Source organism: Curtobacterium sp. GC_Cur_3, from assembly GCF_026544205.1.
Lineage (GTDB): Bacteria > Actinomycetota > Actinomycetes > Actinomycetales > Microbacteriaceae > Curtobacterium.
The window spans coordinates 60,245-81,124 of record NZ_JALNUI010000008.1; the positions used below are offsets into that span (position 1 = coordinate 60,245).

The 20,880-nt window shown below is 70.1% G+C and carries 18 protein-coding genes; 12 read left to right on the forward strand and 6 right to left on the reverse strand.

Annotation, left to right across the window (positions count from 1 at the left end; translation table 11 throughout):
- The first annotated feature begins 172 nt into the window (after positions 1 to 172).
- From OXR63_RS05895 to OXR63_RS05910, 4 genes are read left to right on the forward strand one after another with little or no spacing between them, the layout of a single operon-like run.
- On the forward strand, positions 173 to 1,102 hold the full coding sequence (locus OXR63_RS05895; RefSeq protein WP_267420733.1) for an ABC transporter permease: 930 nt from the start codon (positions 173 to 175) through the stop codon (positions 1,100 to 1,102).
- Entirely contained in the window at positions 1,092 to 2,042 is a 951-nt protein-coding gene (locus tag OXR63_RS05900) for an ABC transporter permease (RefSeq protein ID WP_267420734.1), read from the forward strand. The genes OXR63_RS05895 and OXR63_RS05900 overlap by 11 nt, the downstream gene beginning before the upstream one ends.
- Positions 2,039 to 3,781, forward strand: coding sequence for a dipeptide ABC transporter ATP-binding protein (locus tag OXR63_RS05905; RefSeq protein WP_267420735.1), 1,743 nt, complete (start codon positions 2,039 to 2,041; stop codon positions 3,779 to 3,781). Before OXR63_RS05900 ends, OXR63_RS05905 begins: the two co-directional genes overlap by 4 nt.
- Positions 3,782 to 3,840: 59 nt before the next feature.
- Positions 3,841 to 4,335: a PH domain-containing protein gene (locus OXR63_RS05910; protein WP_267420736.1), complete on the forward strand. Its 495-nt coding sequence runs from the start codon at positions 3,841 to 3,843 to the stop codon at positions 4,333 to 4,335.
- A 64-nt stretch (positions 4,336 to 4,399) separates the two neighbouring features.
- Here OXR63_RS05910 and OXR63_RS05915 read toward each other — a convergent pair whose 3' ends face one another.
- From OXR63_RS05915 to OXR63_RS05925, 3 genes are read right to left on the reverse strand one after another with little or no spacing between them, the layout of a single operon-like run.
- The gene (locus tag OXR63_RS05915; protein ID WP_267420737.1) at positions 4,400 to 6,562 is read right to left on the reverse strand and encodes an ABC transporter ATP-binding protein; all 2,163 of its coding nucleotides are present in this window, start codon (positions 6,560 to 6,562) and stop codon (positions 4,400 to 4,402) included.
- A complete protein-coding gene (locus OXR63_RS18345; RefSeq protein WP_267420738.1) occupies positions 6,555 to 7,493 on the reverse strand; it encodes an ABC transporter permease in 939 nt (312 codons plus the stop codon). Before OXR63_RS18345 ends, OXR63_RS05915 begins: the two co-directional genes overlap by 8 nt.
- 2 nt (positions 7,494 to 7,495) lie before the next feature.
- Positions 7,496 to 8,479, reverse strand: coding sequence for an ABC transporter permease (locus OXR63_RS05925; protein ID WP_267420739.1), 984 nt, complete (start codon positions 8,477 to 8,479; stop codon positions 7,496 to 7,498).
- Between the two features lie 258 nt (positions 8,480 to 8,737).
- Between OXR63_RS05925 and OXR63_RS05930 the strand changes: the two genes are divergently transcribed.
- Positions 8,738 to 10,450 carry an ABC transporter family substrate-binding protein gene (locus OXR63_RS05930; protein WP_267420741.1) on the forward strand — a complete coding sequence of 571 codons (1,713 nt, stop codon included), beginning with the start codon at positions 8,738 to 8,740 and terminating at the stop codon, positions 10,448 to 10,450.
- A 178-nt stretch (positions 10,451 to 10,628) separates the two neighbouring features.
- Here OXR63_RS05930 and OXR63_RS05935 read toward each other — a convergent pair whose 3' ends face one another.
- From OXR63_RS05935 to OXR63_RS05945, 3 genes are read right to left on the reverse strand one after another with little or no spacing between them, the layout of a single operon-like run.
- Positions 10,629 to 11,192, reverse strand: a complete 564-nt coding sequence (locus tag OXR63_RS05935) for a PH domain-containing protein (protein WP_267420751.1) — start codon at positions 11,190 to 11,192, stop codon at positions 10,629 to 10,631.
- Between the two features lie 51 nt (positions 11,193 to 11,243).
- Entirely contained in the window at positions 11,244 to 11,723 is a 480-nt protein-coding gene (locus OXR63_RS05940; protein ID WP_267420753.1) for a peroxiredoxin, read from the reverse strand.
- 20 nt (positions 11,724 to 11,743) lie between these two features.
- The gene (locus OXR63_RS05945; RefSeq protein WP_267420754.1) at positions 11,744 to 12,493 is read right to left on the reverse strand and encodes a CPBP family intramembrane glutamic endopeptidase; all 750 of its coding nucleotides are present in this window, start codon (positions 12,491 to 12,493) and stop codon (positions 11,744 to 11,746) included.
- 138 nt (positions 12,494 to 12,631) lie between these two features.
- Between OXR63_RS05945 and typA the strand changes: the two genes are divergently transcribed.
- From typA to OXR63_RS05980, 7 genes are all read left to right on the forward strand, one after another.
- Positions 12,632 to 14,554, forward strand: coding sequence for a translational GTPase TypA (typA, locus tag OXR63_RS05950; RefSeq protein ID WP_027464562.1), 1,923 nt, complete (start codon positions 12,632 to 12,634; stop codon positions 14,552 to 14,554).
- A gap of 122 nt (positions 14,555 to 14,676) precedes the next feature.
- Positions 14,677 to 15,867, forward strand: coding sequence for an amidohydrolase (locus OXR63_RS05955; protein WP_267420818.1), 1,191 nt, complete (start codon positions 14,677 to 14,679; stop codon positions 15,865 to 15,867).
- Between the two features lie 100 nt (positions 15,868 to 15,967).
- On the forward strand, positions 15,968 to 16,513 hold the full coding sequence (locus tag OXR63_RS05960; RefSeq protein WP_267420820.1) for a hypothetical protein: 546 nt from the start codon (positions 15,968 to 15,970) through the stop codon (positions 16,511 to 16,513).
- Positions 16,514 to 16,544: 31 nt separating this feature from the next.
- The gene (locus OXR63_RS05965) at positions 16,545 to 17,789 is read left to right on the forward strand and encodes a PIG-L deacetylase family protein (RefSeq protein WP_267420823.1); all 1,245 of its coding nucleotides are present in this window, start codon (positions 16,545 to 16,547) and stop codon (positions 17,787 to 17,789) included.
- 38 nt (positions 17,790 to 17,827) lie between these two features.
- A complete protein-coding gene (gene fdxA, locus OXR63_RS05970; protein ID WP_071272280.1) occupies positions 17,828 to 18,145 on the forward strand; it encodes a ferredoxin in 318 nt (105 codons plus the stop codon).
- A 13-nt stretch (positions 18,146 to 18,158) separates the two neighbouring features.
- Entirely contained in the window at positions 18,159 to 19,277 is a 1,119-nt protein-coding gene (gene dapC / locus OXR63_RS05975) for a succinyldiaminopimelate transaminase (protein ID WP_267420831.1), read from the forward strand.
- A gap of 163 nt (positions 19,278 to 19,440) precedes the next feature.
- Positions 19,441 to 20,739: a citrate synthase gene (locus tag OXR63_RS05980; RefSeq protein WP_267420978.1), complete on the forward strand. Its 1,299-nt coding sequence runs from the start codon at positions 19,441 to 19,443 to the stop codon at positions 20,737 to 20,739.
- Positions 20,740 to 20,880: the final 141 nt, after the last annotated feature.

Consider the following 20,880-nt stretch of genomic DNA (forward strand, 5'->3'; position numbering starts at 1 on the left):
CGGACGGGGGTTCGGGGACCACGGTCCCCGAGCCCCCGTACCTCGGCGGCAACACCTTCCCCCACCACGCGGGCGCCGCCGCCCGCACCGGACACCCGTGCCGACCCTCGGACCGTCCACCCCTCCACGACATGAACCTGATCACGACCGCTCGGAACCAGGCAGGGATCTGATGCTCTGGTACCTCGGCAAGCGCCTCCTCCAACTGATCCCCGTGTTCTTCGGGGCGACGTTCCTCATCTACTTCATGGTGTTCTCCCTGCCCGGCGACCCGATCGCCGCGCTCTTCGGGGACCGCCAGCCCTCTCCGCAGGTGATCGAGCAGCTGCGTCAGCAGTACAACCTCGACAAGCCGTTCATCGTGCAGTACCTGCTCTGGATCGGCGGCGTGTTCCGCGGCGACCTCGGCCTGACCTACTCGGGTCTGCCGGTCAGCCAGCAGCTCGCGCAGGCGTTCCCGATCACGGCGCGGCTCGCGATCCTCGCCCTCGTCTTCGAGGCCGTCGCCGGCATCGTCGTCGGTGTCATCGCCGGGCTGAAGAAGGGCAAGTGGTTCGACGCCACCGCCCTCGTCGTGTCGCTGCTGCTCATCTCCGTGCCGACCTTCGTCGTCGGCTTCGTGCTGCAGTACGTCTTCGGCATCAAGCTCGGCCTGTTCCGCGTGACGGTGTCGGGAGAAGCCCCGTGGTCCGAGCTCGTGCTGCCGGCACTCGTGCTCGCGTCGGTGTCGTTCGCGTACATCGTGCGACTGACCCGCGCCAGCGTCGCGGAGAACATGAGCGCCGACTTCGTCCGCACCGCGACGGCCAAGGGCCTGCCGCGTCGCCGGGTGATCGGGGTGCACATCTTCCGCAACTCGCTCATCCCCGTGGTGACGTACCTCGGCATCGACATCGGCAACCTGATGGTCGGCGCGATCGTGACCGAGGGCATCTTCAACATCCACGGCGTCGGCGGCACGGTCTACCAGGCCGTCAAGCTCGGCCAGGGCCCCACCGTGGTGTCCTTCGTCGCCGTGATGGTCATCATCTTCATGCTCGCCAACCTCCTGGTGGACCTGCTCTACGCCGTCCTGGACCCGAGGATCCGCTATGCCAAGTAACACGGAATCGCGCTCGGCGACGCACTTCGTCGCCCCGCTCGAGGAGACGCCGCTCCAGGCGATCGACAACGTCAACGAGGACGAGAAGGCCCGGTCCCTCTGGACCGACGCCTGGGAGTCCATGCGCAGCCGTCCGACCTTCTGGATCTCCTCGGTGCTGATCGTCCTGATCATCATCGTGGCGGTGTTCCCGGGGCTGTTCACGCACGTCGACCCGCGGGCGTCGAACCTCAACAACAGCGACGAGGGTCCGCGCGCCGGCCACCTCCTCGGCTTCACGCGTCAGGGCTACGACACGTACGCCCGCGTGATCTGGGGCGCCCGGAACTCGCTGATCGTCGGCATCGTCGCCACCGTCCTCGTGACGGCCGTCGGTGTCGTGATCGGTGCCCTCGCCGGGTTCTTCGGTGGCTGGCTCGACACGATCGTGTCGCGCATCGGTGACATCTTCTTCTCGATCCCCACCGTCCTCGGCGCCATCGTGATCATGTCGGTCATCCCGGCCCGCAACCCCATCACGGTGTCGCTGGTGCTGGCGGCCTTCGCCTGGCCCCAGATCGCCCGCATCATGCGCGGTGCGGTCCTCAGCGCCAAGCAGGCCGACTACGTGACCGCGTCGGAGGCCCTCGGGGTCAGCCGGATGAAGGTCCTCGTGCGCCACGTGGTCCCGAACTCGCTCGCACCGGTCATCGTCGTCGCGACGGTCTCGCTCGGCACGTTCATCGTGGCCGAGGCCACCCTGTCGTTCCTCGGCATCGGCCTGCCGCCGTCGTCCCTCAGCTGGGGCCTCGACATCGGCACCGCGCAGTCGTCGATCCGCACCAACCCGGCGACCATCTTCTGGCCGTCGGCAGCCCTGTCCATCACCGTGCTCGCGTTCCTGCTCCTCGGAGACGTGGTCCGCGACGCACTCGACCCGAAGGCGAGGGCCCGCCGATGAGCGAGACGCTGACCGAGCCGGCCGCCCGCCGTACCCGCGGCGACGGCGCACCGCTCCTCGAGATCTCCGGCCTGGAGATCGGCTTCAAGACCCAGGGCGGCTTCGTGCAGGCCGTCCGCGGTGTCGACCTCACCCTCGAGCAGGGCGAACGCCTCGCGATCGTGGGCGAGTCCGGCTCGGGCAAGTCCACCAGCGCGCAGGCGATCATCAAGCTGCTGCCGGGCGCCGGGCAGGTGACCGCCGGGTCGATCAAGTTCAACGGTCGTGAGCTCGTCGGCCTCTCCGACAAGGAGATGTCGGAGATCCGCGGCAAGGAGATCGGCTACGTCCCGCAGGACCCGATGTCGAACCTCAACCCGCTGTGGACCATCGGGTTCCAGGTCGAGGAGGCCATCCGTGCGAACGGCATGGCCACCGGCAAGAAGGCCGTGCGCGAGCGTGCGATCGAGGTCCTGCAGGAGGCCGGCCTCGGTGACGCCGCGACCCGCCTGAAGCAGTACCCGCACGAGTTCTCGGGCGGCATGCGCCAGCGCGTGCTCATCGGCATCGGCCTGTCGAGCCGTCCGCAGCTGCTCATCGCCGACGAGCCCACGAGTGCGCTCGACGTCACCGTGCAGCGCGTGATCCTCGACCACCTCGAGACGCTGACCCGCGACTTCGGCACCAGCGTGCTCTTCATCACGCACGACCTCGGCCTCGCCGCCGAGCGCGCCGAGAAGCTCGTCGTGATGTACAAGGGCCAGGTCGTCGAGGCGGGGCCGTCGAAGGAGATCCTCGGCAACCCGCAGCACCCGTACACGCAGCGCCTCGTCGCCGCGGCGCCCTCGCTCGCGAGCCGTCGCATCCAGTCGAAGGTGCAGCACCAGCGGGTCGACATCGCCGACGCCGGCAGCGACGACGCCGAGCTCATCGCCCGCGCCCAGCAGCGCGAGCACCAGCCCACGCGGGACCTCATCGTGGTGAAGAACCTCGAGAAGGTCTACAAGCTGCGCGGCAAGAACCTCGCCTCGCGCGAGCTCAAGGCCGTCGACGACGTGTCGTTCTCGATCCCGAAGGGCACCACCACGGCGCTCGTCGGTGAGTCCGGTTCGGGCAAGTCGACCGTCGCGAAGCTCGTCCTGCAGCTCGAGGGCATCACCAGCGGCACGGTGCAGTTCGACGGCATCGACATCGGCGCGCTGAAGGGCAAGGAGCTCTTCGACTTCCGCCGCCGCGTCCAGCCGGTGTTCCAGGACCCGTACGGCTCCCTCGACCCGATGTACAACGTCGGGAACACCATCGCGGAGCCGCTCGTCACGCACAGCATCGGGGACAAGGCCTCGCGCCGTGCCCGGGTCCGTGAGCTCCTCGACCAGGTCGCCCTGCCGGCGTCCATGGTGAACCGCTACCCGAACGAGCTCTCCGGCGGACAGCGGCAGCGCATCGCGGTCGCCCGTGCGCTGGCGCTGAAGCCCGAGGTCATCGTCCTCGACGAGGCGGTCTCGGCGCTCGACGTCCTCGTGCAGGGCCAGATCCTCGACCTGCTCACGGAGCTGCAGTCGGAGCTCGGTCTGACCTACCTGTTCATCACGCACGACCTCGCCGTCGTCCGCCTCGTCGCGGACAACGTCTGCGTCATGCGACAGGGTCGGATCGTGGAGACGGCGACGACCGACGAGGTCTTCGCCAACCCGCGCGAGCAGTACACGCAGGACCTCCTGGCGGCCATCCCCGGCGCCGGGTTCGAGTTCGGTCGCTGATCCTGAGCGACGACGAGGCCGGACGACCGATCGTCCTCCGCGGTGGCCGCGGGGGACTCGTGTCGTCCGGCCTCGCGGCGTTCCTGGGCCTCGCACTGCTCGTCGACGCGGCCGTGCGGGGGAGCTGGGACGTCGTCCTCACGGCGATCGGTCCGGTCGCGGTCGTGCTCTGGGGCATCTGGGTCCTCATGGTGCGGCCATCGGTCCGGGTCGCCTCGGAGGCGCTCACCGTCGTCAACCCGCTGCGGCGGACCGTCGTGCCGTGGGGCCGGGTCGCCGACGTCCGGATGCGGTACCAGATCGTCGTGGAGACCGACGACTCTCGCCGTCTGACCTGCTGGGGCGGACCCACACTGCCGCGGCCGAAGCCTGCCCGCCGCGGGGAGCGCCCCGTGATGCCCACCTCCGGGGAGCTGACCGTGGTGCTCGACGCCTGGGCCGTGGCCCGCGACCGGGGCGTCGGGACCGGGCGCGTGGTCCGGTCCTGGGACCGCGCGGCGGTCCTCGCCGGCGTGGTCGCCGTCGTGCTGCTGGCCGTCTCGCTGCTCACCTGACCAGCTGACGGACGGGAGGCCCGGTGCCAGCTGGCACCGGGCCTCCCGTCCGTGGTGGGTGCGGTCAGGCGCTCGCGGTCGCGCGCTCCGTCAGCAGGTGGTTCTGGTCGGTCTGCACGCACGCGACCCCGCGCCCGTGCACGTCCTGCAGTGCCGGGTCGATCGTGCGGCACTGCTCCTGCCGGCCCTCGTCGAGGAGCTGGTACAGCGGGCAGCGCGTGCGGAACCGGCAGCCGTCGATGCGTTCGGTCGGCGACGGCAGGTCACCGTCGAGCAGGATGCGTCCGCGTGCCGCCTCGGCGTCCGGGTCGGGGACCGGGACGGCGGACAGCAGCGCCCGCGTGTAGGGGTGCTGCGGGTCCGCGAAGACCTTGTCCCCGTCGCCGTACTCGACGATGCGGCCGAGGTACATCACGGCGACGTCGTCGGCGATGTGCCGGACGACGGACAGGTCGTGGGCGACGAACAGGTAGGACAGCCCGAGGCGGTGCTTCAGGTCCTCGAGCAGGTTGATCACGCCGGCCTGCACCGAGACGTCGAGGGCCGACACGGGCTCGTCGAGCACGAGGATGCGCGGTTCGACGATCAGCGCGCGGGCGATCCCGATGCGCTGTCGCTGTCCGCCGGAGAACTCGTGCGGGTAGCGGTCGATGTAGCTCGGCTCCAGGCCGACCAGGGCGAGCGAGTCCTGCACCCGCCGACGGATCTCGTCCTTCGCGACACCCTGCACGGTCAGCGGTTCACCGATCACCGTGCCGATGTCCAGGCGGGGGTCGAGCGAGGCCATCGGGTCCTGGAAGACCACCTGGATGTCGCTCCGCATGGCCAGTCGGTCGCGCTTGCTCAACGTGCCGGTGTCGACGCCGTTGACCGTGATGCTGCCCTGCTGCGCGCCGGCGAGCTCGAGGATCTCCATGATCGTGGTGGTCTTGCCGCAGCCGGACTCGCCGACCAGGCCGAGGACCTTGCCGCGCTGCAGCTCGAACGAGATCCCGTCGACGGCGTGCACCTCGCCGATGCGCCGGCGGAAGACCGAACCCTTGGTGAGGGGGAAGGTCTTCACGACGTCGTCGAGCCGGAGCACCACGTCGTTGCCGTGGTCGACGGTGGCCTCGGGGACGTCCTCGGGCCGGGGGAAGATCTCCGACCGCTCCAGTGTGCCGGCGGCGATCTCGTCGCGGCGGATGCACGCGGCGGTGTGGTCGACGAGCACGGCCGGTGCCGCGAGCGAAGCGCCTGTGGCCAGGTCGGTCGCACTGCCGGCCGCGGTGCCGCCGACGCCGGCGTTCGTGATCGACGGGGCCAGCAGCGCGGGCTCGCCGTCCCGGCAGGCGTCGATCGCGGCGGGGCAGCGGTCGGCGAACGGGCAGCCGGTGGGACGGCTCGTCAACAGCGGCGGACGGCCCTCGAGGGGGACGAGTCGCTCCGTGCGCGGCGCCGTCATGTTCGGCATCGAGCGGAGCAGGCCGATCGTGTAGGGCATCACCGGCTCGCGGAACAGCTCGCGGACCGGAGCCGTCTCGACGATCCGTCCCGCGTACATCACCGCGACCCGGTCGACGTTGCCCGCGACCACACCGAGGTCGTGGGTGATCAGGACGACGGCCGCGCCGGTCATCTCCTTCGCCGTCTGCAGCACGTCGAGGATCTGCGCCTGGATCGTCACGTCGAGCGCGGTGGTCGGCTCGTCGGCGATGATGAGCTTCGGGTCGTTCGCGATCGCGATGGCGATCATCGCGCGCTGCCGCATGCCGCCGGAGAACTCGTGCGGGAAGGCGTCGAGCCGTCGCGCGGCGTTCGGGATGCCGACGACCTTGAGCAGCTCCTCGGCGCGGGACCTGGCGGCCTGTGCGGTCAGGGAGCGGTCGTGCAGGCGGAGGCCCTCGACGATCTGCTGCCCGATCGTGTACACCGGCGTCAGCGCCGACAGCGGGTCCTGGAACACCATCGCGATGTCACGACCGCGGAGCCGGGACATCTCGCGGTCGTTCATCCCGACGAGCTCCTGCCCGTCGTACTTGATGCTGCCCGTGACCTGCGCCGAGGACGGCAGCAGGCCCATGACGGCCATCGACGAGACGGACTTGCCGGAGCCGGACTCGCCGACGATCCCGAGGAACTCGCCCTGGCGCACCTGGTAGTCGACACCGCGGACGGCGTACACCGGCTTGCTCCTGGGGTTGAACGTGACGGACAGGTCCGAGACGGAGAGGAGGGGGTCAGTCACGATTGGCTCCGGAGGTGGGGTCGATGGCGTCGCGCAGGGCGTCGCCGAGCAGGCTCGTGGACAGGACGGTCGCGACGAGGGCGGCCGCGGGCAGGACGAACAGCCAGGGTCGGGTGACCGCGGACTGGCTGCCGGCGGCGAGCAGCGTGCCGAGCGACACGTCCGGCACCTGGATGCCGAAGCCGAAGAAGCTCAGGGTGCTCTCCGCCAGGATCATCGCGCCGACGCCGAGCGTGGCGTCGATGATGAGCAGCGACGCCACGTTCGGCAGGATGTGCCGGCGGATGATCGTGAAGCTCGGTACGCCCATGAACCGGGCTGCCTTGACGTAGTCGCGCTCGCGCAGCGACATCGTCTGGCCGCGGATCACGCGCGCCATGATCATCCAGTTGAAGATCGCCAGGCCGACGATGAGTGCCACCCAGGTCAGGTTCTTGAACACCGGGCTGAGGAGCACCAGCGCGTAGAACGACGGGATGACCAGCAGCAGGTCGATGGCCCAGACGATCGCCCGGTCGGCGAACCCGCCGAAGTACCCGGCGATCGCGCCGATGATCCCCGCGATGAGCGTGGAACCGGGGCCGGCGATGAGCCCGATCAGCAGCGACTTCTGCAGCCCGACGAGGGTCTGCGCGTACAGGTCCTGGCCGATGTCGTTCGTGCCGAACCAGTGCGATCCGCTCGGGCCCTGGCCGAACGCGAGTCCGTCGGAGTCCACCGCGTTCCAGTGGTAGAGCAGTGGCCCCACGAACGCCCAGAGGATGATGAGGATGAGTGCAGTCGCGCCGATCCGGGCGCGCCACGTGCCGAGCACCTTGCGCCAGAACGGCGTGCGGCGGCTGACGGCGTCGACGACGTGCGCCGGGACTCCGGCGTTGCCGTCGCCGGGGTCGCCGGCGGTGGTCGTCGTGGTGGGGTCGAGAAGCGACACGGTCACACCCTCACTCGCGGGTCGAGCGCCGCGTAGAGCAGATCGGCGAGCGTCCCGGCGATGAGCACCAGGATCGCGGTGAACAGGATCGTCCCGGCCGCTGCGTTGATGTCGTTGTTGGTGATGCTGGTGACGAAGTACTCGCCCATGCCGTGCCAGCTGAAGACCAGCTCGGTCACGCTCGCACCCGTCAGGATCAGCCCGAACGAGTACGCGAAGAACGTCGACATCGGGATGAGGGCGACGCGGACACCGTGCCGCATGATCGCCGAGCCGCGCGTGCGGCCCTTCGACCGGGCGGTCCGGATGAAGTCGTTGGAGAGCACGTCGAGCATCGCGCTCCGCTGGTACCGCGAGTAGCTCGCGATCGCGCCGATCGTCAGGGAGATCGTCGGCAGCAGCAGGTGCACGAGCCGGTCCCCGAGGCTGCCGAGGAAGCCGCCTCCCACCCCGGGCGTGTACTCGCCCGTGAACCGGATGACCTGCGTCCCGACGGCGCTGTTCAGCCCGGTCGCCAGGATCATCAGCACGACCGCGATGACGAACACCGGCGTGGCCAGCACCGCGAAGGACAGGTAGGTGGACACCTGGTCCGACGTCTTGTACTGCCGCACCGCGTTCCACACGCCGAGCAGGACGCCGAGGACGGCCCCGAGCAGCGCGCCGATGATGAGCAGCCGCAGCGACGTCCCGGAGCGGGAGATGATGTCGGCCGTCACGGCGGTGTTGCGCGTGCTGATGCCGAGCGACCCGTGCGTGACGAGGTCCACCCACCAGTTCCACGTGCGGACCAGCACCGGGACGCCGGGGTCGGCGCCGAGCCTGGCGAGTGACGCGTCGATCGTGTTCTGCGGGACGGGGGGATTCCTGCCGTAGAACCGCGCTGCCGGGTTCAGGGTCGCGCTGGCCAGGATGTATCCGAGCGTCGTCGCGACGATCGTCAGGATCACGTAGTTGACGATGCGTTTCGCGATGAATGCGAGCATTGGCGGTTCCCAGGGGTCGATGACCGTCCGGCCGGACGGCGCTGTCGGTGACGACAGGTTAGCCGCACCGCAGCCCTCACGCGGCACGACGGGCGCAACGCTAGACAACGCCTGTTACAGCCTTGTTTCGATTCACGTCAAGGGGACGCCGACCGCCTCGGGGTGTGGCTATGGTCTCTCCCAACAGGCACGGCGACGGGGGTCGTCGTGATCGGCGCGATCTGCGCGAAACAACGAAAGGGAATCCTCGCCATGCGAATGAGGATGAAAGCAACGGCCGTGCTCGCCGTCGCGGCGGCTTCGGCCCTCGTGCTGGCCGGCTGCTCCGGCGGCGGGAACGCCGGCAACGACACCGCCGCGGTCAAGACGTCGTCACTGAAGTCGACGGGCTGGACCACCGCGGACCGCGGATCGATCAAGGACGGCGGCTCGATCACGCTGCCGATCGACACCGCTCCGGCGAACTGGCAGCTGTCGAACCTCGACTCGGGGACGGTCGACGACAACACCATCGCCGGCACCTACCTGCCCGGGTTCATCCAGTTCAAGGAGAACGGGCAGTGGGAGCCGAACAAGGACTACGTCGACTCCATCAAGCTGACGAAGGACTCGCCCCAGACCGTCGAGATCAAGATCAACCCCAAGGCGGTCTGGTCCGACGGCACCCCGATCACCGCGAAGGACGTCGAGGCCAACTGGAAGGCCCTCAACGGCACGAACAAGGACTTCGCGCCCCTCGCCACCAACGTGTGGGAGGACGTCGACTCCGTCACGCAGGGCGCGACGCCGCAGGACGTGACCGTCACCTTCTCCAAGGTCAACGCCGACTGGCCGTCGGTCTTCACGGCGATCTACCCGACGTGGGCGGTTGACACCCCCGCGCACTTCAACACCGCGTGGGCCAAGGGCCCGTACGCCGCTGACGGCAAGACCTACGTCTCCGCCGGTCCGTACATCCTGAAGTCCTTCGACGCCAACGGTGGCGTCGTGACGTTCGAGAAGAACGCGAAGTGGTGGGGCGACGCGCCGAAGCTCGACACGATCATCTTCAAGACGGTCTCCCGTGACGGTGTCGCCCAGGCGTACGCCAACAAGGAGCTCGACGCGTTCAACCTGAACGGCAGCGCGGACAACTTCAAGACGGCCAACTCCCGCAAGGACTCGAAGGTCGAGCGCTCGCTCGGCACCACCCAGCGTCAGATCACGCTGAACGGCACCTCCGACGTCTTCAAGGACCAGGACGTCCGCCAGGCCTTCGCGCAGGCGATCAACCGCAAGGTGCTCGCCCAGGCGATCCTGTCGCCGGTCAAGAGCCCGGGTGACGTGCTCAACAGCCTCGTCTACCTGCCCGGCCAGAAGGGCTACGAGGACCAGGTGTCCTCCGTCTACGGCTACAGCACCGACAAGGCGAAGTCGAAGCTCGAGGACGCCGGCTGGAAGATCGGCTCCGACGGCTACGCGACCAAGGGCGGCAAGGAGCTCGACGTCCGCTTCGTCATCCCGTCGGACAACCCGAACTCGGCGAACATCGCGCAGCTCGTGCAGCAGCAGACGAAGCTCGCCGGCTTCAAGACGACGATCGACACCGTGCCCACCGACGACTTCTTCACGAAGTACATCACCACGACGACGCGTGACTTCGACGCGACGTACTTCGCGTGGCAGGGCACCCCGTTCCCGATCTCCTCGCTGAAGTCGATCTACTACCCGGCCGATGCCGGCCAGAACTACACCGGCGTCACCGACTCCTCGCTCGGCGCGGCGTGGGACAAGGCCAACGGCGAGCTCGACGCGGACGCCCGCGTCAAGGACGCCCAGGCGATCGACAAGAAGATCGTCAAGGTCGCCGGCACCATCCCGCTGTTCGCGGAGCCGTACGCCTGGGGTGTGCGCAAGGACCTCGTGAACTACGGTCCCGCGCAGTTCCAGCAGTCGTCCGTCAAGTGGCAGGACGTCGGCTACAAGAGCTGACCGCACGACCAGGAGGGGCGCACCACCGACCGGTGGTGCGCCCCTCCTGCGTGTGTGCGCGGTCCGCCGTCGTCACTGTCCACCCCGCCGGCCGGGAGGCTCGTGCCGGGCCCGCCCCGCGCCTCCCGGCCGCGCGCCCCGGCAGCCGAGAGCGGGGGAGCGCCGGGGGAGTTCCGGGTCAGAGGCGGGCTGCGGCCATCGACGCGGCGATCCCGAGCACCGTCAGCGCCAGGATCGTCCACCCGTGAGTGCGGTGGACGATCGGCTGCGGGGCGACCGTCGCCGGGGGCGGTCCCTCCTGCGGTGCGGCCATCGGCACCCGCGCGAGCACCTCGGCGGCCGCGGCGTCGACGGTCAGCGGCACCGAGCCTCCCGGCCGGTCGAGCCGCAGGCGTGCCGTCGCCCGCGGGGCGATCCAGGTGCGGCGGTCGGGTTCGGAGGACTGGACCTCGAACCCGTACTTCGTGCGCACCCCGGTCACGCGCGGCCAGGCGTAGGACGAGGTGCGACGGACGTCCACGACGACCAGCGCCTCCGGTGTGAGTTCCAGTCGTGGCCGCCACAGGACCGCCCACGCGACGAACGCGACGCAGATGCTCGGGACGGGGACCAGCAGGGGCGAGGTTTCCCCGCGGCCGACGAACCCGAGGACGAGCAGCACGACGGCCACCACCCAGAGCCCGACCGCGAGCGACCGCATCCCGGGGGCGACGATGCGTGCGGTCCCGGGTGCTGTCTCCATCCTCCGATGGTAGGAGACCGCAGGTGCGAGGCCGCCCGATCGGAGGACGACCTAGCCGACCAGGAGCTCGATCTGCTCGCGGATCGTCTCGGCCTTCGGGAAGCGCAGCCCCACGAGCCCGACGTGCCGCCACCGGACGATGCCGTCCGGCCCGATCACGAAGACGGAGCGGCGCAGCCCGATCCCCGGGGCCCGGACGCCGTAGGCGCGGATGACGGACCCGGCCGTGTCGCTCAGCAGCGGGAAGGTGAGGGACGACCCGCGCGCGAAGGACTCGTGCGAGTCGAGCGCCTGCGGGCTGATGCCCCAGACGACGGCGCCGAGGTCCCCGAAGTCGTCGAGCTCCGCCTGGTAGCTGCAGAGCTGGGCGGTGCACACGGCGGTCGCGTCGCCCGGGTAGAAGGCGAGCACCGTGGTCCGACCGATCTCGGACCCGAGGTCGTACTGGTCGTCCGTGCGGACGCCGTCGCGGACGATCATGCCCGGCAAGGTGAAGGTCGGCGCCGGTTCGCCGATCTCGGGGATGCTCATGCGCTCACGCTAGCGAGACGTCAGGAGAACCAGCCGGGGAACGCATGTGCGACCCATGGGTACCCGACGAACACCGCGGCGTCGAGCAGGCAGTGCGTGACGATGAGCGGCATCAGCCGGCCCCACCTCGTGTAGATCCAGCCGAACACGACGCCCATGACGGCGTTCCCGACGAAGGCGCCGAAACCCTGGTACAGGTGGTAGCTCCCGCGGAGCACGGCCGTCGACAGGATGACCTGCCAGCGGCCCCAGCCGATCTCCCCGAGGCGGGCGTACAGGTAGCCGATGACGATGACCTCCTCCTGCAGCCCGGACCGGACGGCCGAGAGCAGCAGGACGGGGACCGTCCACCAGTAGGACCCGAGCGCCGCCGGGTCGACGTCCACCGTGAACCCGAGCGCCCGGCCGGTGAAGTAGAGCGCCAGCCCCGGGATCCCGATGCACAGCGCGATGAGCACCGGCCCGCCGAGGTCCGGCTTCACGCGGAACCGGTCGATGCCGAGTCGGGACAGGTGCGGGCGCCGGGCGCTCCAGAGCAGGTAGCAGACCAGCGCGACCGGGGCCAGGTCCACCGCGATGCCGACGAGCTGCCGCGCCAGGTCGACGTACTGCACGGTGGTCGTCGACGAGTTGAGCGCCGTGGACTGCTGCCCGAGCGGGGTCGTCTGCGACAGGTCGTCGATGATCTGGAGCACCGAGTACAGCGCGCTCCCGCCCAGCGAGAGCATCAGGACGATCGTGATCTCGATCCACGTTCGCCGTCGGCTCATCTGCGGTACTCCTGTCGGTTGCGAACTACCGGTAGACTGGCGTGTCGGGCGTTCTGCCCACGGGTGCGGTGCCGATCGACCAACGGGGTTGATCACCAGCTGGCCCGACACTCTCCCAGAAATTGAAGGATGTCCTGTATGGCGCTCGCCACCCGGTCCGACCTGCGCAACGTCGCCATCGTGGCACACGTCGACCACGGCAAGACCACCCTCGTCGACGCGATGCTCACGCAGACCAACTCGTTCGACGCCCACTTCGAGGGCGAAGACCGCATGATGGACTCGAACGACCTCGAGCGCGAGAAGGGCATCACGATCCTCGCGAAGAACACGTCGGTGCTCTACAACGGCAAGCACGCGACCGAGTTCGGCGCGGACGGCCCCATCACCATCAACGTGATCGACACGCCCGGCCACGCCGACTTCGGTGGTGAGGTCGAGCGCGGCCTCTCCATGGTCGACGGTGTCGTGCTGCTCGTCGACGCCTCCGAAGGTCCCCTGCCCCAGACCCGCTTCGTGCTCCGCAAGGCGCTCGCCGCGAAGCTCCCGGTGATCCTGCTCGTCAACAAGACGGACCGGCCCGACTCCCGCATCGACGAGGTCGTCTCCGAGTCCCAGGACCTGCTCCTCGGCCTCGCCTCCGACCTGTCGGACGAGGTCGACGACCTCGACCTCGACGCGATCCTCGACGTCCCGGTGGTCTACGCCTCGGGTCGCAACGGCGCCGCGTCGCGCAACAAGCCGAACGACGGCGAGCTGCCCGACAACGACGACCTCGAGCCGCTGTTCGAAGCGATCCTCCAGCATGTCCCGGCCCCGAAGTACGACGACGAGCACCCGCTGCAGGCGCACGTCACGAACCTCGACGCCTCCCCGTTCCTCGGTCGCCTGGCGCTCCTGCGCATCTTCCACGGCACCATGAAGAAGGGGCAGACGGTCGCGTGGGTCAAGCACGACGGCACCGTCGTCAACGCCCGCATCACCGAGCTCCTCATCACGAAGGCGCTCGACCGCTACCCGGCCGAGTCGGCTGGCCCCGGTGACATCGTCGCCGTCGCCGGCTTCGACACGATCACCATCGGCGAGACCCTGACCGACCCCGAGGACGTCCGCCCGCTGCCGACCATCACGGTCGACGACCCGGCGATCTCGATGACGATCGGCACGAACACCAGCCCGCTCGTCGGCAAGGTCAAGGGCCACAAGCTGACCGCCCGCATGGTCAAGGAGCGCCTCGACCGCGAGCTCGTCGGCAACGTCTCGCTCAAGGTCCTCGACATCGGTCGCCCCGACGCGTGGGAGGTCCAGGGCCGTGGTGAGCTCGCACTCGCCATCCTGGTCGAGCAGATGCGTCGCGAGGGCTTCGAGCTCACCGTCGGCAAGCCGCAGGTCGTCACCAAGCGTGACGAGAACGGCAAGCTGCAGGAGCCGTACGAGCACATGACGATCGACACGCCGGAGGAGTACCTCGGCGCGATCACGCAGCTCATGGCCGCTCGCAAGGGCCGCATGGAGAACATGACGAACCACGGCACCGGCTGGGTGCGCATGGAGTTCATCGTCCCGTCGCGCGGCCTGATCGGCTTCCGCACGTCGTTCCTCACGGAGACCCGCGGCACCGGCATCGCCAACGCGATCTTCCACGGCTACGACGAGTGGGCCGGCGCGATCCAGACCCGCATCAACGGCTCGATCGTCTCCGACCGCTCCGGTGTGGTGACGCCGTTCGCCATCACGAACCTCCAGGAGCGGATGTCGTTCTTCGTCAACCCGACCGAAGAGGTCTACGAGGGCATGGTCATCGGCGAGAACTCGCGCGCCGACGACATGGACGTGAACATCACCAAGGAGAAGAAGCTCACCAACATGCGGTCGGCCAACGCCGACACGTTCGAGTCGATGACGCCGTCGCGTCAGCTCTCGTTGGAGGAGTGCCTCGAGTTCGCCCGTGAGGACGAGTGCGTCGAGGTCACCCCCGCCGCCGTGCGCATCCGCAAGGTCGAGCTCGACGCGTCGGCTCGCCAGCGCTCCTACGCGCGTCTCAAGCGCCAGGACGCGTAGCCGGACAGCACCATCCAGGAGGCACCGCCTCCGTCCGACGGCCCGGTCACCTCGTCGAGGTGGCCGGGCCGTCGGCGTCGGTGTCCGTTCTCGGCGTCGGTGTCGGGCGATACGGTGGACGGGTGACTCTCGACCTCCTCTCGCTGTACCAGGACCTGCACGCCCACCCGGAGCTCGGCTTCCAGGAGCACCGCACCGCCGGCATCGTCGCCGGCCACCTCGAGGACCTCGGCCTCGACGTCACCACGGGCGTCGGCGGGACGGGTGTCGTCGGGGTCCTGGCGAACGGCGAGGGTCCGGTCGTCTGGCTCCGCGCGGACATGGACGGCCTGCCGGTCGAGGAACGCACCGGACTGCCGTACGCCAGCACCCACCGCGGCGTCGACGAGACCGGCACCGAGGTCCCGACGATGCACGCCTGCGGCCACGACATCCACGTCACGTGGCTGCTCGGCACGCTCGAACGGCTCGTCGACACGCGTGCGGAGTGGTCCGGCACGGTCGTCGCCGTGTTCCAGCCCGCAGAAGAGGTCATCTCCGGCGCCCGCGCGATGCTCGAGGACGGCCTGGTCGACCGCTTCCCCACGCCCGACGTGGTCCTCGGCCAGCACTCCGCGCCGATCCCGGTCGGCACGGTCGCGGTCGGCTCCGGCGCGGTGATGGCGTCGAGCGACCGCTTCACGGTGACGTTCAACGGCCGCGGCGCCCACGGGTCCGCCCCGCAGGCCTCGCTCGACCCGATCGTCACCGCGGCGTCGGCGGTCGTCCGCCTGCAGACCGTCGTCTCGCGCGAGGTCGGCCCGAACGACGCCGGCGTCGTCACCGTCGGCAGCTTCCACGCGGGCACCCGGCCGAACATCATCCCGGACACGGCCGTCATCGAGATCTCCACCCGCGCCCGCAACGAGGACACCCGCGCCCGGATCGTCGCCTCCATCGAGCGCATCGTCCGCGCCGAGAGCGAGGCCGGCGGGCTCGCCGCCCCGACCATCGCGCGGGCGCCGGGTGCGGACGTGCTCGTCAACGACGCCGACCAGGCCGCCCGCGTGCTCGAGGCCGTCGGCGCCGTCGTGCCGCGGGCCCTCGACATCGAGTCCGGCCTCGCCATGGCGTCCGAGGACGTCGGCCAGCTCGCCACCGCCGCCGGCGTGCCCCTCGTCTACTGGTTCACCGGCATCACGGACCCCGAGCTCTTCGAGCGCGGCGAGGACATCCCGAGCAACCACTCGCCGTTCTACGCGCCGCAGGCGGAGACGGCGATCCCGGTGGGTGTCGACGCGCTGGTCGCGGCCACGCGCGTCAACGTGCGCTGACGCTTGCACCGCACTGGTGGCCCTGGCCGGCCCCGGCAGTGACGTGACACTCCCAGGCAACGCAGGCCGAGCCTCCCGCCCGATCGGTTACGGTCAGCGCATGCGCAACCGGATGACGACCCCCATCGTGGCCGCCGTGGCGGCCGGCATCGCCCTGGCCGGCCTGACGGGCTGCTCCGCGGACTCCGTGAAGCAGGCCACCGACCTCGGGTCCTCGGTCGCCTCAGACGTCAGCGACGGCGTGCGGAACATCGACGGATCCGCCATCGAGCAGGGCATGGCGAACGTCGCCGGCGGCATCGACGGCGCGCTCGACACGGCGCTCAAGGGTGCGAACGTGACGTCCGACGGCAAGGTGCCCGACGGCTTCCCGGCGTCGACCGTGCCGCTCGTGGACGGCACGGTCCTGGGCGGCGGCACCGGCCCGAACGGCTCCGGCTGGGTCGTGCAGGTCCAGACCCCGAGCGTGGAGGACTTCGGCGCGGCCACCCAGCAGCTGACGGACGCCGGGTTCACCGAGTCGGCCAAGCGTGCGGACAGCTCGAGCGCCTTCGGGATCTTCCGGAGCGACGACCACCGTCTGGTGCTGACGTTCTCGAAGTCCGACGGCGGCGCGACGGCCACGTACATCGTCACGCCGCGCTAGGCGCACGGGGCCGTCCCGTACCCTTGCACTGATGTCGAACGCCCCCGCGACCCGCCCCGAGCGCGTCCTCTTCGTGCACGCCCACCCCGACGACGAGACCCTCGCGTCCGGCGGCACCATCGCCACGCTGCTCGAGCTCGGCGCCGAGGTGACCGTGCTCACCGCGACCCGGGGCGAGCGCGGCGAGATGCTGACCGCGGCGCTCGCGCCCCTGGCGGGCGACGGCCCGCGGGTGGCCGCGCACCGCGAGCGCGAGATCGCCGCAGCGCTGGCGGCACTCGGTGGCCCGGCGCACCTGTGGCTCGGGGGACCGGGCGCCCGCCCGACCGACCTGCCGGCCCGCCGGTACACCGACTCCGGCATGCAGTGGGGTGCCGACGGCCGCGCGGTCGCCGCCGACGACGCCCCCGCCGACTCGCTCACCGCGGCCGACCTCGGCGAGGTCGTGGACGACGTCCGCGCCGCGATCCGGTCCACGATGGCCGACGCCGTCGTCAGCTACGCGGACGACGGCGGCTACGGCCACCCCGACCACGTGCGCGTGCACAACGCGGCGCGGTACGCCGCCCGTGCCGAGGACGTCCCCTTCTCGATGATCGTCGACCCGGCGTCCGGCGAGCAGGACGTCACCGTCGACGTGCAGCCCGTCCGGGCGAAGGTGCGCGCGGCGATCGAGCAGTACCGGTCGCAGGTCACGGTCGACCCCGTCGACCCCGCGGACCCGACGGCGCTGTCCTGGGTGATGCCGCACGGTGTCCGCCAGCACGCGCCGGCGGTCGAGGCCTTCCGCCACGACGCACCGCCCACGGCACCCGCACCGGAGACGTACGCCGAGATGACCCCGGCGGGCAAGGTGTCCTCGGTCGTCGTGGCCCTGGTGCTCGGGCTGCTCGCCGGTGGCCTCGGCACGGTGACCCACCAGCAGACGATCGGGTCGTTCCCGATCGGCCTCGTCCTGACCACGCTGATCATCGTCGGCCTGACCGTCGGCGTCCGGCTGCTGTACCGCTCGCGCGCCATGGTGGCCGCGATCGGCATCGGCGTCATCGTCGCCACGCAGGTGCTCGTGTCCGTCGGTGGGCAGAGCTCGCCGCTCGTGCTGGCGAACACCGCCGGGTACGTGTGGACGTTCGGACCGGCGGCCGTCGCGATGCTGGCGCTGGCGTGGCCGGACCTGTCCGCAGCGCGCGCCGCCGCCGGCCGTCCTGGCGGTCCCGGGGCCGGCGCGGCGTCGTCTGTCGCTGGACGGTCAGGCTCGTCCGCGGGTCGCGGGTAGACTCGGACCCGCTCGTTTCCGAAGGGAGCACCCCGACCGTGACCTACGTGATCGCCCAGCCCTGTGTCGACGTCAAGGACCGTGCGTGCATCGACGAATGCCCCGTCGACTGCATCTACGAAGGCGACCGGTCGCTGTACATCCACCCCGACGAATGCGTCGACTGCGGTGCGTGTGAGCCCGTCTGCCCGGTCGAGGCCATCTACTACGAGGACGACCTCCCCGACCAGTGGGCCGACTACTACAAGGCCAACGTCGAGTTCTTCGAGGAGATCGGTTCGCCCGGCGGCGCCGCCAAGGTCGGCGTGATCCACCAGGACCACGCGGTCATCATGGCCGAGCCCGCTCGCGGCTGAGCCGACACTCCTCGTGGCGCTCGACCTCCCCGACTTCCCCTGGGACCAGCTCGTCCCGTTCAAGCAGCGCGCCGCCGAGCACGAGGGCGGCATCGTCGACCTGAGTGTCGGATCGCCGGTGGACCCGACGCCAGCACTCGTCCGCACCGCGCTGGCCGAGGCCACCGACGCGCACGCCTACCCGCAGGTCGCCGGCACCCCGGCCCTCCGCCAGGCCATCGCCGACTGGTACGGCCGACGGCACGGCGTGCAGCTGACCGAGGACCAGACCCTGCCGACGATCGGCTCGAAGGAGTTCATCGCCGGGCTGGCGCTCTGGCTCGGCATCGGCCGCGGTGACACCGTCGTGTTCCCCGCCGCCGCGTACCCGACCTACGAGCTCGGAGCGGCACTCGTCGGTGCCACCGCCCTGGCGTCGGACGACCCGGCCGCCTGGCCCGACGGCACGAAGCTCGTGTGGCTGAACTCGCCCGGCAACCCCGACGGCCGGGTGCTCACGATCGAGGAGCTCCGCGCCGCCGTCGCCCGCGCCCGTGAACTCGGCGCCGTCATCGTCGGCGACGAGTGCTACGCCGAGCTCGGCTGGGAACCGCCGTACGACACCACCCCGACGCCGACCATCCTCGACCCGCGTGTCGTGGGGGACTCGGTCGACGGCGTGCTGAGCGTGTACTCGCTCTCCAAGCAGTCGAACCTGGCCGGGTACCGCGCCGCATTCGTCGCCGGTGACGCCGCCGTCCTGGCCGAGGTCCTCGCCGTCCGCAAGCACACCGGCATGATGCCGCCGCTGCCCGTGCAGCAGGCCATGGTCGTCGCGCTGCAGGACACCGCCCACGTGCAGCAGCAGAAGGCGAAGTACCGTGCCCGTCGCGGCATGCTCCGCCGGGCGTTCGAGGGCGCCGGCTTCCGGGTCGACCACAGCGAGGCCGGGCTCTACCTCTGGGTGACGCGCGGCGAACCGGCGCTCGACACCGTGGCGTGGCTGGCCGAGCAGGGGATCCTCGTCGCACCGGGCACGTTCTACGGCGAGGCCGGGGGCGAGCACGTGCGCGTCGCCCTGACCGCGACCGACGAACGCATCGCCGCGGCCGCCCAGCGCCTCACCAGCGGACACCGGCTCGGCGCCGACTGACGTCCCGACTGTTCACCCGGCGTCTTCCGCAATCGTGGGGTCCCACCGGATCCTGAGGTCCCAGGTGTGCACGATCGACAGACGGCGCGATTAGGCTGTCAGCGTGACTGACACTGCCAATGACGCTCAGAAGACGGCCACACCGCCGACGACGCCCGTCCCCGTGAGTCCCGCCGAGGAGCAGCACGGCGAGACCGCCACGCTGACGTACCCGGGCGGCAGTGCGGAGTTCCCGATCCTGCCGAGCGTCGACGGTGCCTCCACCGTGGACATCTCCACCTTCAAGAAGCAGACGGGGATGAACACCCTCGACTACGGGTTCGTGAACACCGGCTCGACGAAGAGCGCGATCACGTACATCGACGGCGACCAGGGCATCCTGCGCTACCGCGGGTACCCCATCGACCAGGTCGCGTCGAACTGCACCTTCCTCGAGGTCGCCTGGCTCCTCATCTACGGCGAGCTGCCGTCGGAGACCGAGCTCGCCGACTTCGACGCCCGCATCCGTCGGCACACGCTGCTGCACGAGGACCTCCGTCGCCTGTTCGACGCCCTCCCGCACTCGGCGCACCCGATGTCCGTCCTGTCCAGCGCCGTCAGCGCCCTGTCGACGTACTACGAGGACGACATGGACGTCGACGACCCGGAGAAGGTCGAGCTCCAGACCGTCCGGCTCCTCGCGAAGCTCCCGGTGATCGCCGCGTACGCGCACAAGAAGGCCATCGGGCAGGCGTTCCTCTACCCCGACAACTCGCTGTCGTTCGTCGACAACTTCCTGCGGCTCAACTTCGGCACGATGGCCGAGCCCTACCAGCCGAACCCGGTCCTCTCGAAGGCCCTCGACCGCCTGCTGATCCTGCACGAGGACCACGAGCAGAACGCCTCCACCGCCACGGTGCGCCTGGTCGGGTCGACGAAGGCGAACATGTTCGCGTCGATCTCCGCGGGCATCAACGCCCTCTACGGTCCCCTCCACGGCGGTGCGAACGAGGCCGTCCTCGAGATGCTCCAGCAGATCAAGGACTCCGGCGAGCCCGTGCAGCGCTTCGTCGAACGCGTGAAGAACAAGGAGCGCGGCGTCAAGCTCATGGGCTTCGGGCACCGCGTCTACAAGAACTACGACCCCCGCGCCAAGCTCGTGAAGGAGTCCGCCGACGAGGTCCTCGAGTCCCTCGGCGTGCAGGACGACCTGCTCGACATCGCGAAGGAGCTCGAGCAGATCGCGCTGAGCGACCAGTACTTCATCGACCGCAAGCTCTACCCGAACGTCGACTTCTACACGGGCATCATCTACAAGGCGATGGGCTTCCCGCCGCGCATGTTCACGGTGCTGTTCGCGATCGGGCGGCTGCCCGGCTGGATCGCCCAGTGGCGCGAGCTCAACAACGACCCGCTGAACAAGATCGGTCGCCCCCAGCAGCTCTACGTCGGCTCGCCGGAGCGCGACCTGCCGCAGCGCTGACGCGGCCCCACCCGAACGGCCCGGCCCACGACGAACTCGTGGCCCGGGCCGTCCGTCGTCGTGCGCTCGTGCCCGCTCGCACCAGGGGGCGCCGCGCCGGTCCGCCTGACTCGCGCGGAGCCTCCCGTCCGCACCGGGCTG

Bases quoted from the DNA above. Each gene is read 5' to 3' on its own strand.
- typA (WP_027464562.1), top strand. From the start codon at position 12,632: ATGGCGCTCGCCACCCGGTCCGACCTGCGCAACGTCGCCATCGTGGCA.
- OXR63_RS05965 (WP_267420823.1), top strand. From the start codon at position 16,545: ATGTCGAACGCCCCCGCGACCCGCCCCGAGCGCGTCCTCTTCGTGCAC.
- OXR63_RS05930 (WP_267420741.1), top strand. From the start codon at position 8,738: ATGAGGATGAAAGCAACGGCCGTGCTCGCCGTCGCGGCGGCTTCGGCC.
- OXR63_RS05905 (WP_267420735.1), top strand. From the start codon at position 2,039: ATGAGCGAGACGCTGACCGAGCCGGCCGCCCGCCGTACCCGCGGCGAC.
- OXR63_RS05940 (WP_267420753.1), bottom strand. From the start codon at position 11,723: ATGAGCATCCCCGAGATCGGCGAACCGGCGCCGACCTTCACCTTGCCG.
- OXR63_RS05945 (WP_267420754.1), bottom strand. From the start codon at position 12,493: ATGAGCCGACGGCGAACGTGGATCGAGATCACGATCGTCCTGATGCTC.
- OXR63_RS05935 (WP_267420751.1), bottom strand. From the start codon at position 11,192: ATGGAGACAGCACCCGGGACCGCACGCATCGTCGCCCCCGGGATGCGG.
- OXR63_RS05925 (WP_267420739.1), bottom strand. From the start codon at position 8,479: ATGCTCGCATTCATCGCGAAACGCATCGTCAACTACGTGATCCTGACG.
- OXR63_RS05895 (WP_267420733.1), top strand. From the start codon at position 173: ATGCTCTGGTACCTCGGCAAGCGCCTCCTCCAACTGATCCCCGTGTTC.
- OXR63_RS05960 (WP_267420820.1), top strand. From the start codon at position 15,968: ATGCGCAACCGGATGACGACCCCCATCGTGGCCGCCGTGGCGGCCGGC.
- OXR63_RS05900 (WP_267420734.1), top strand. From the start codon at position 1,092: ATGCCAAGTAACACGGAATCGCGCTCGGCGACGCACTTCGTCGCCCCG.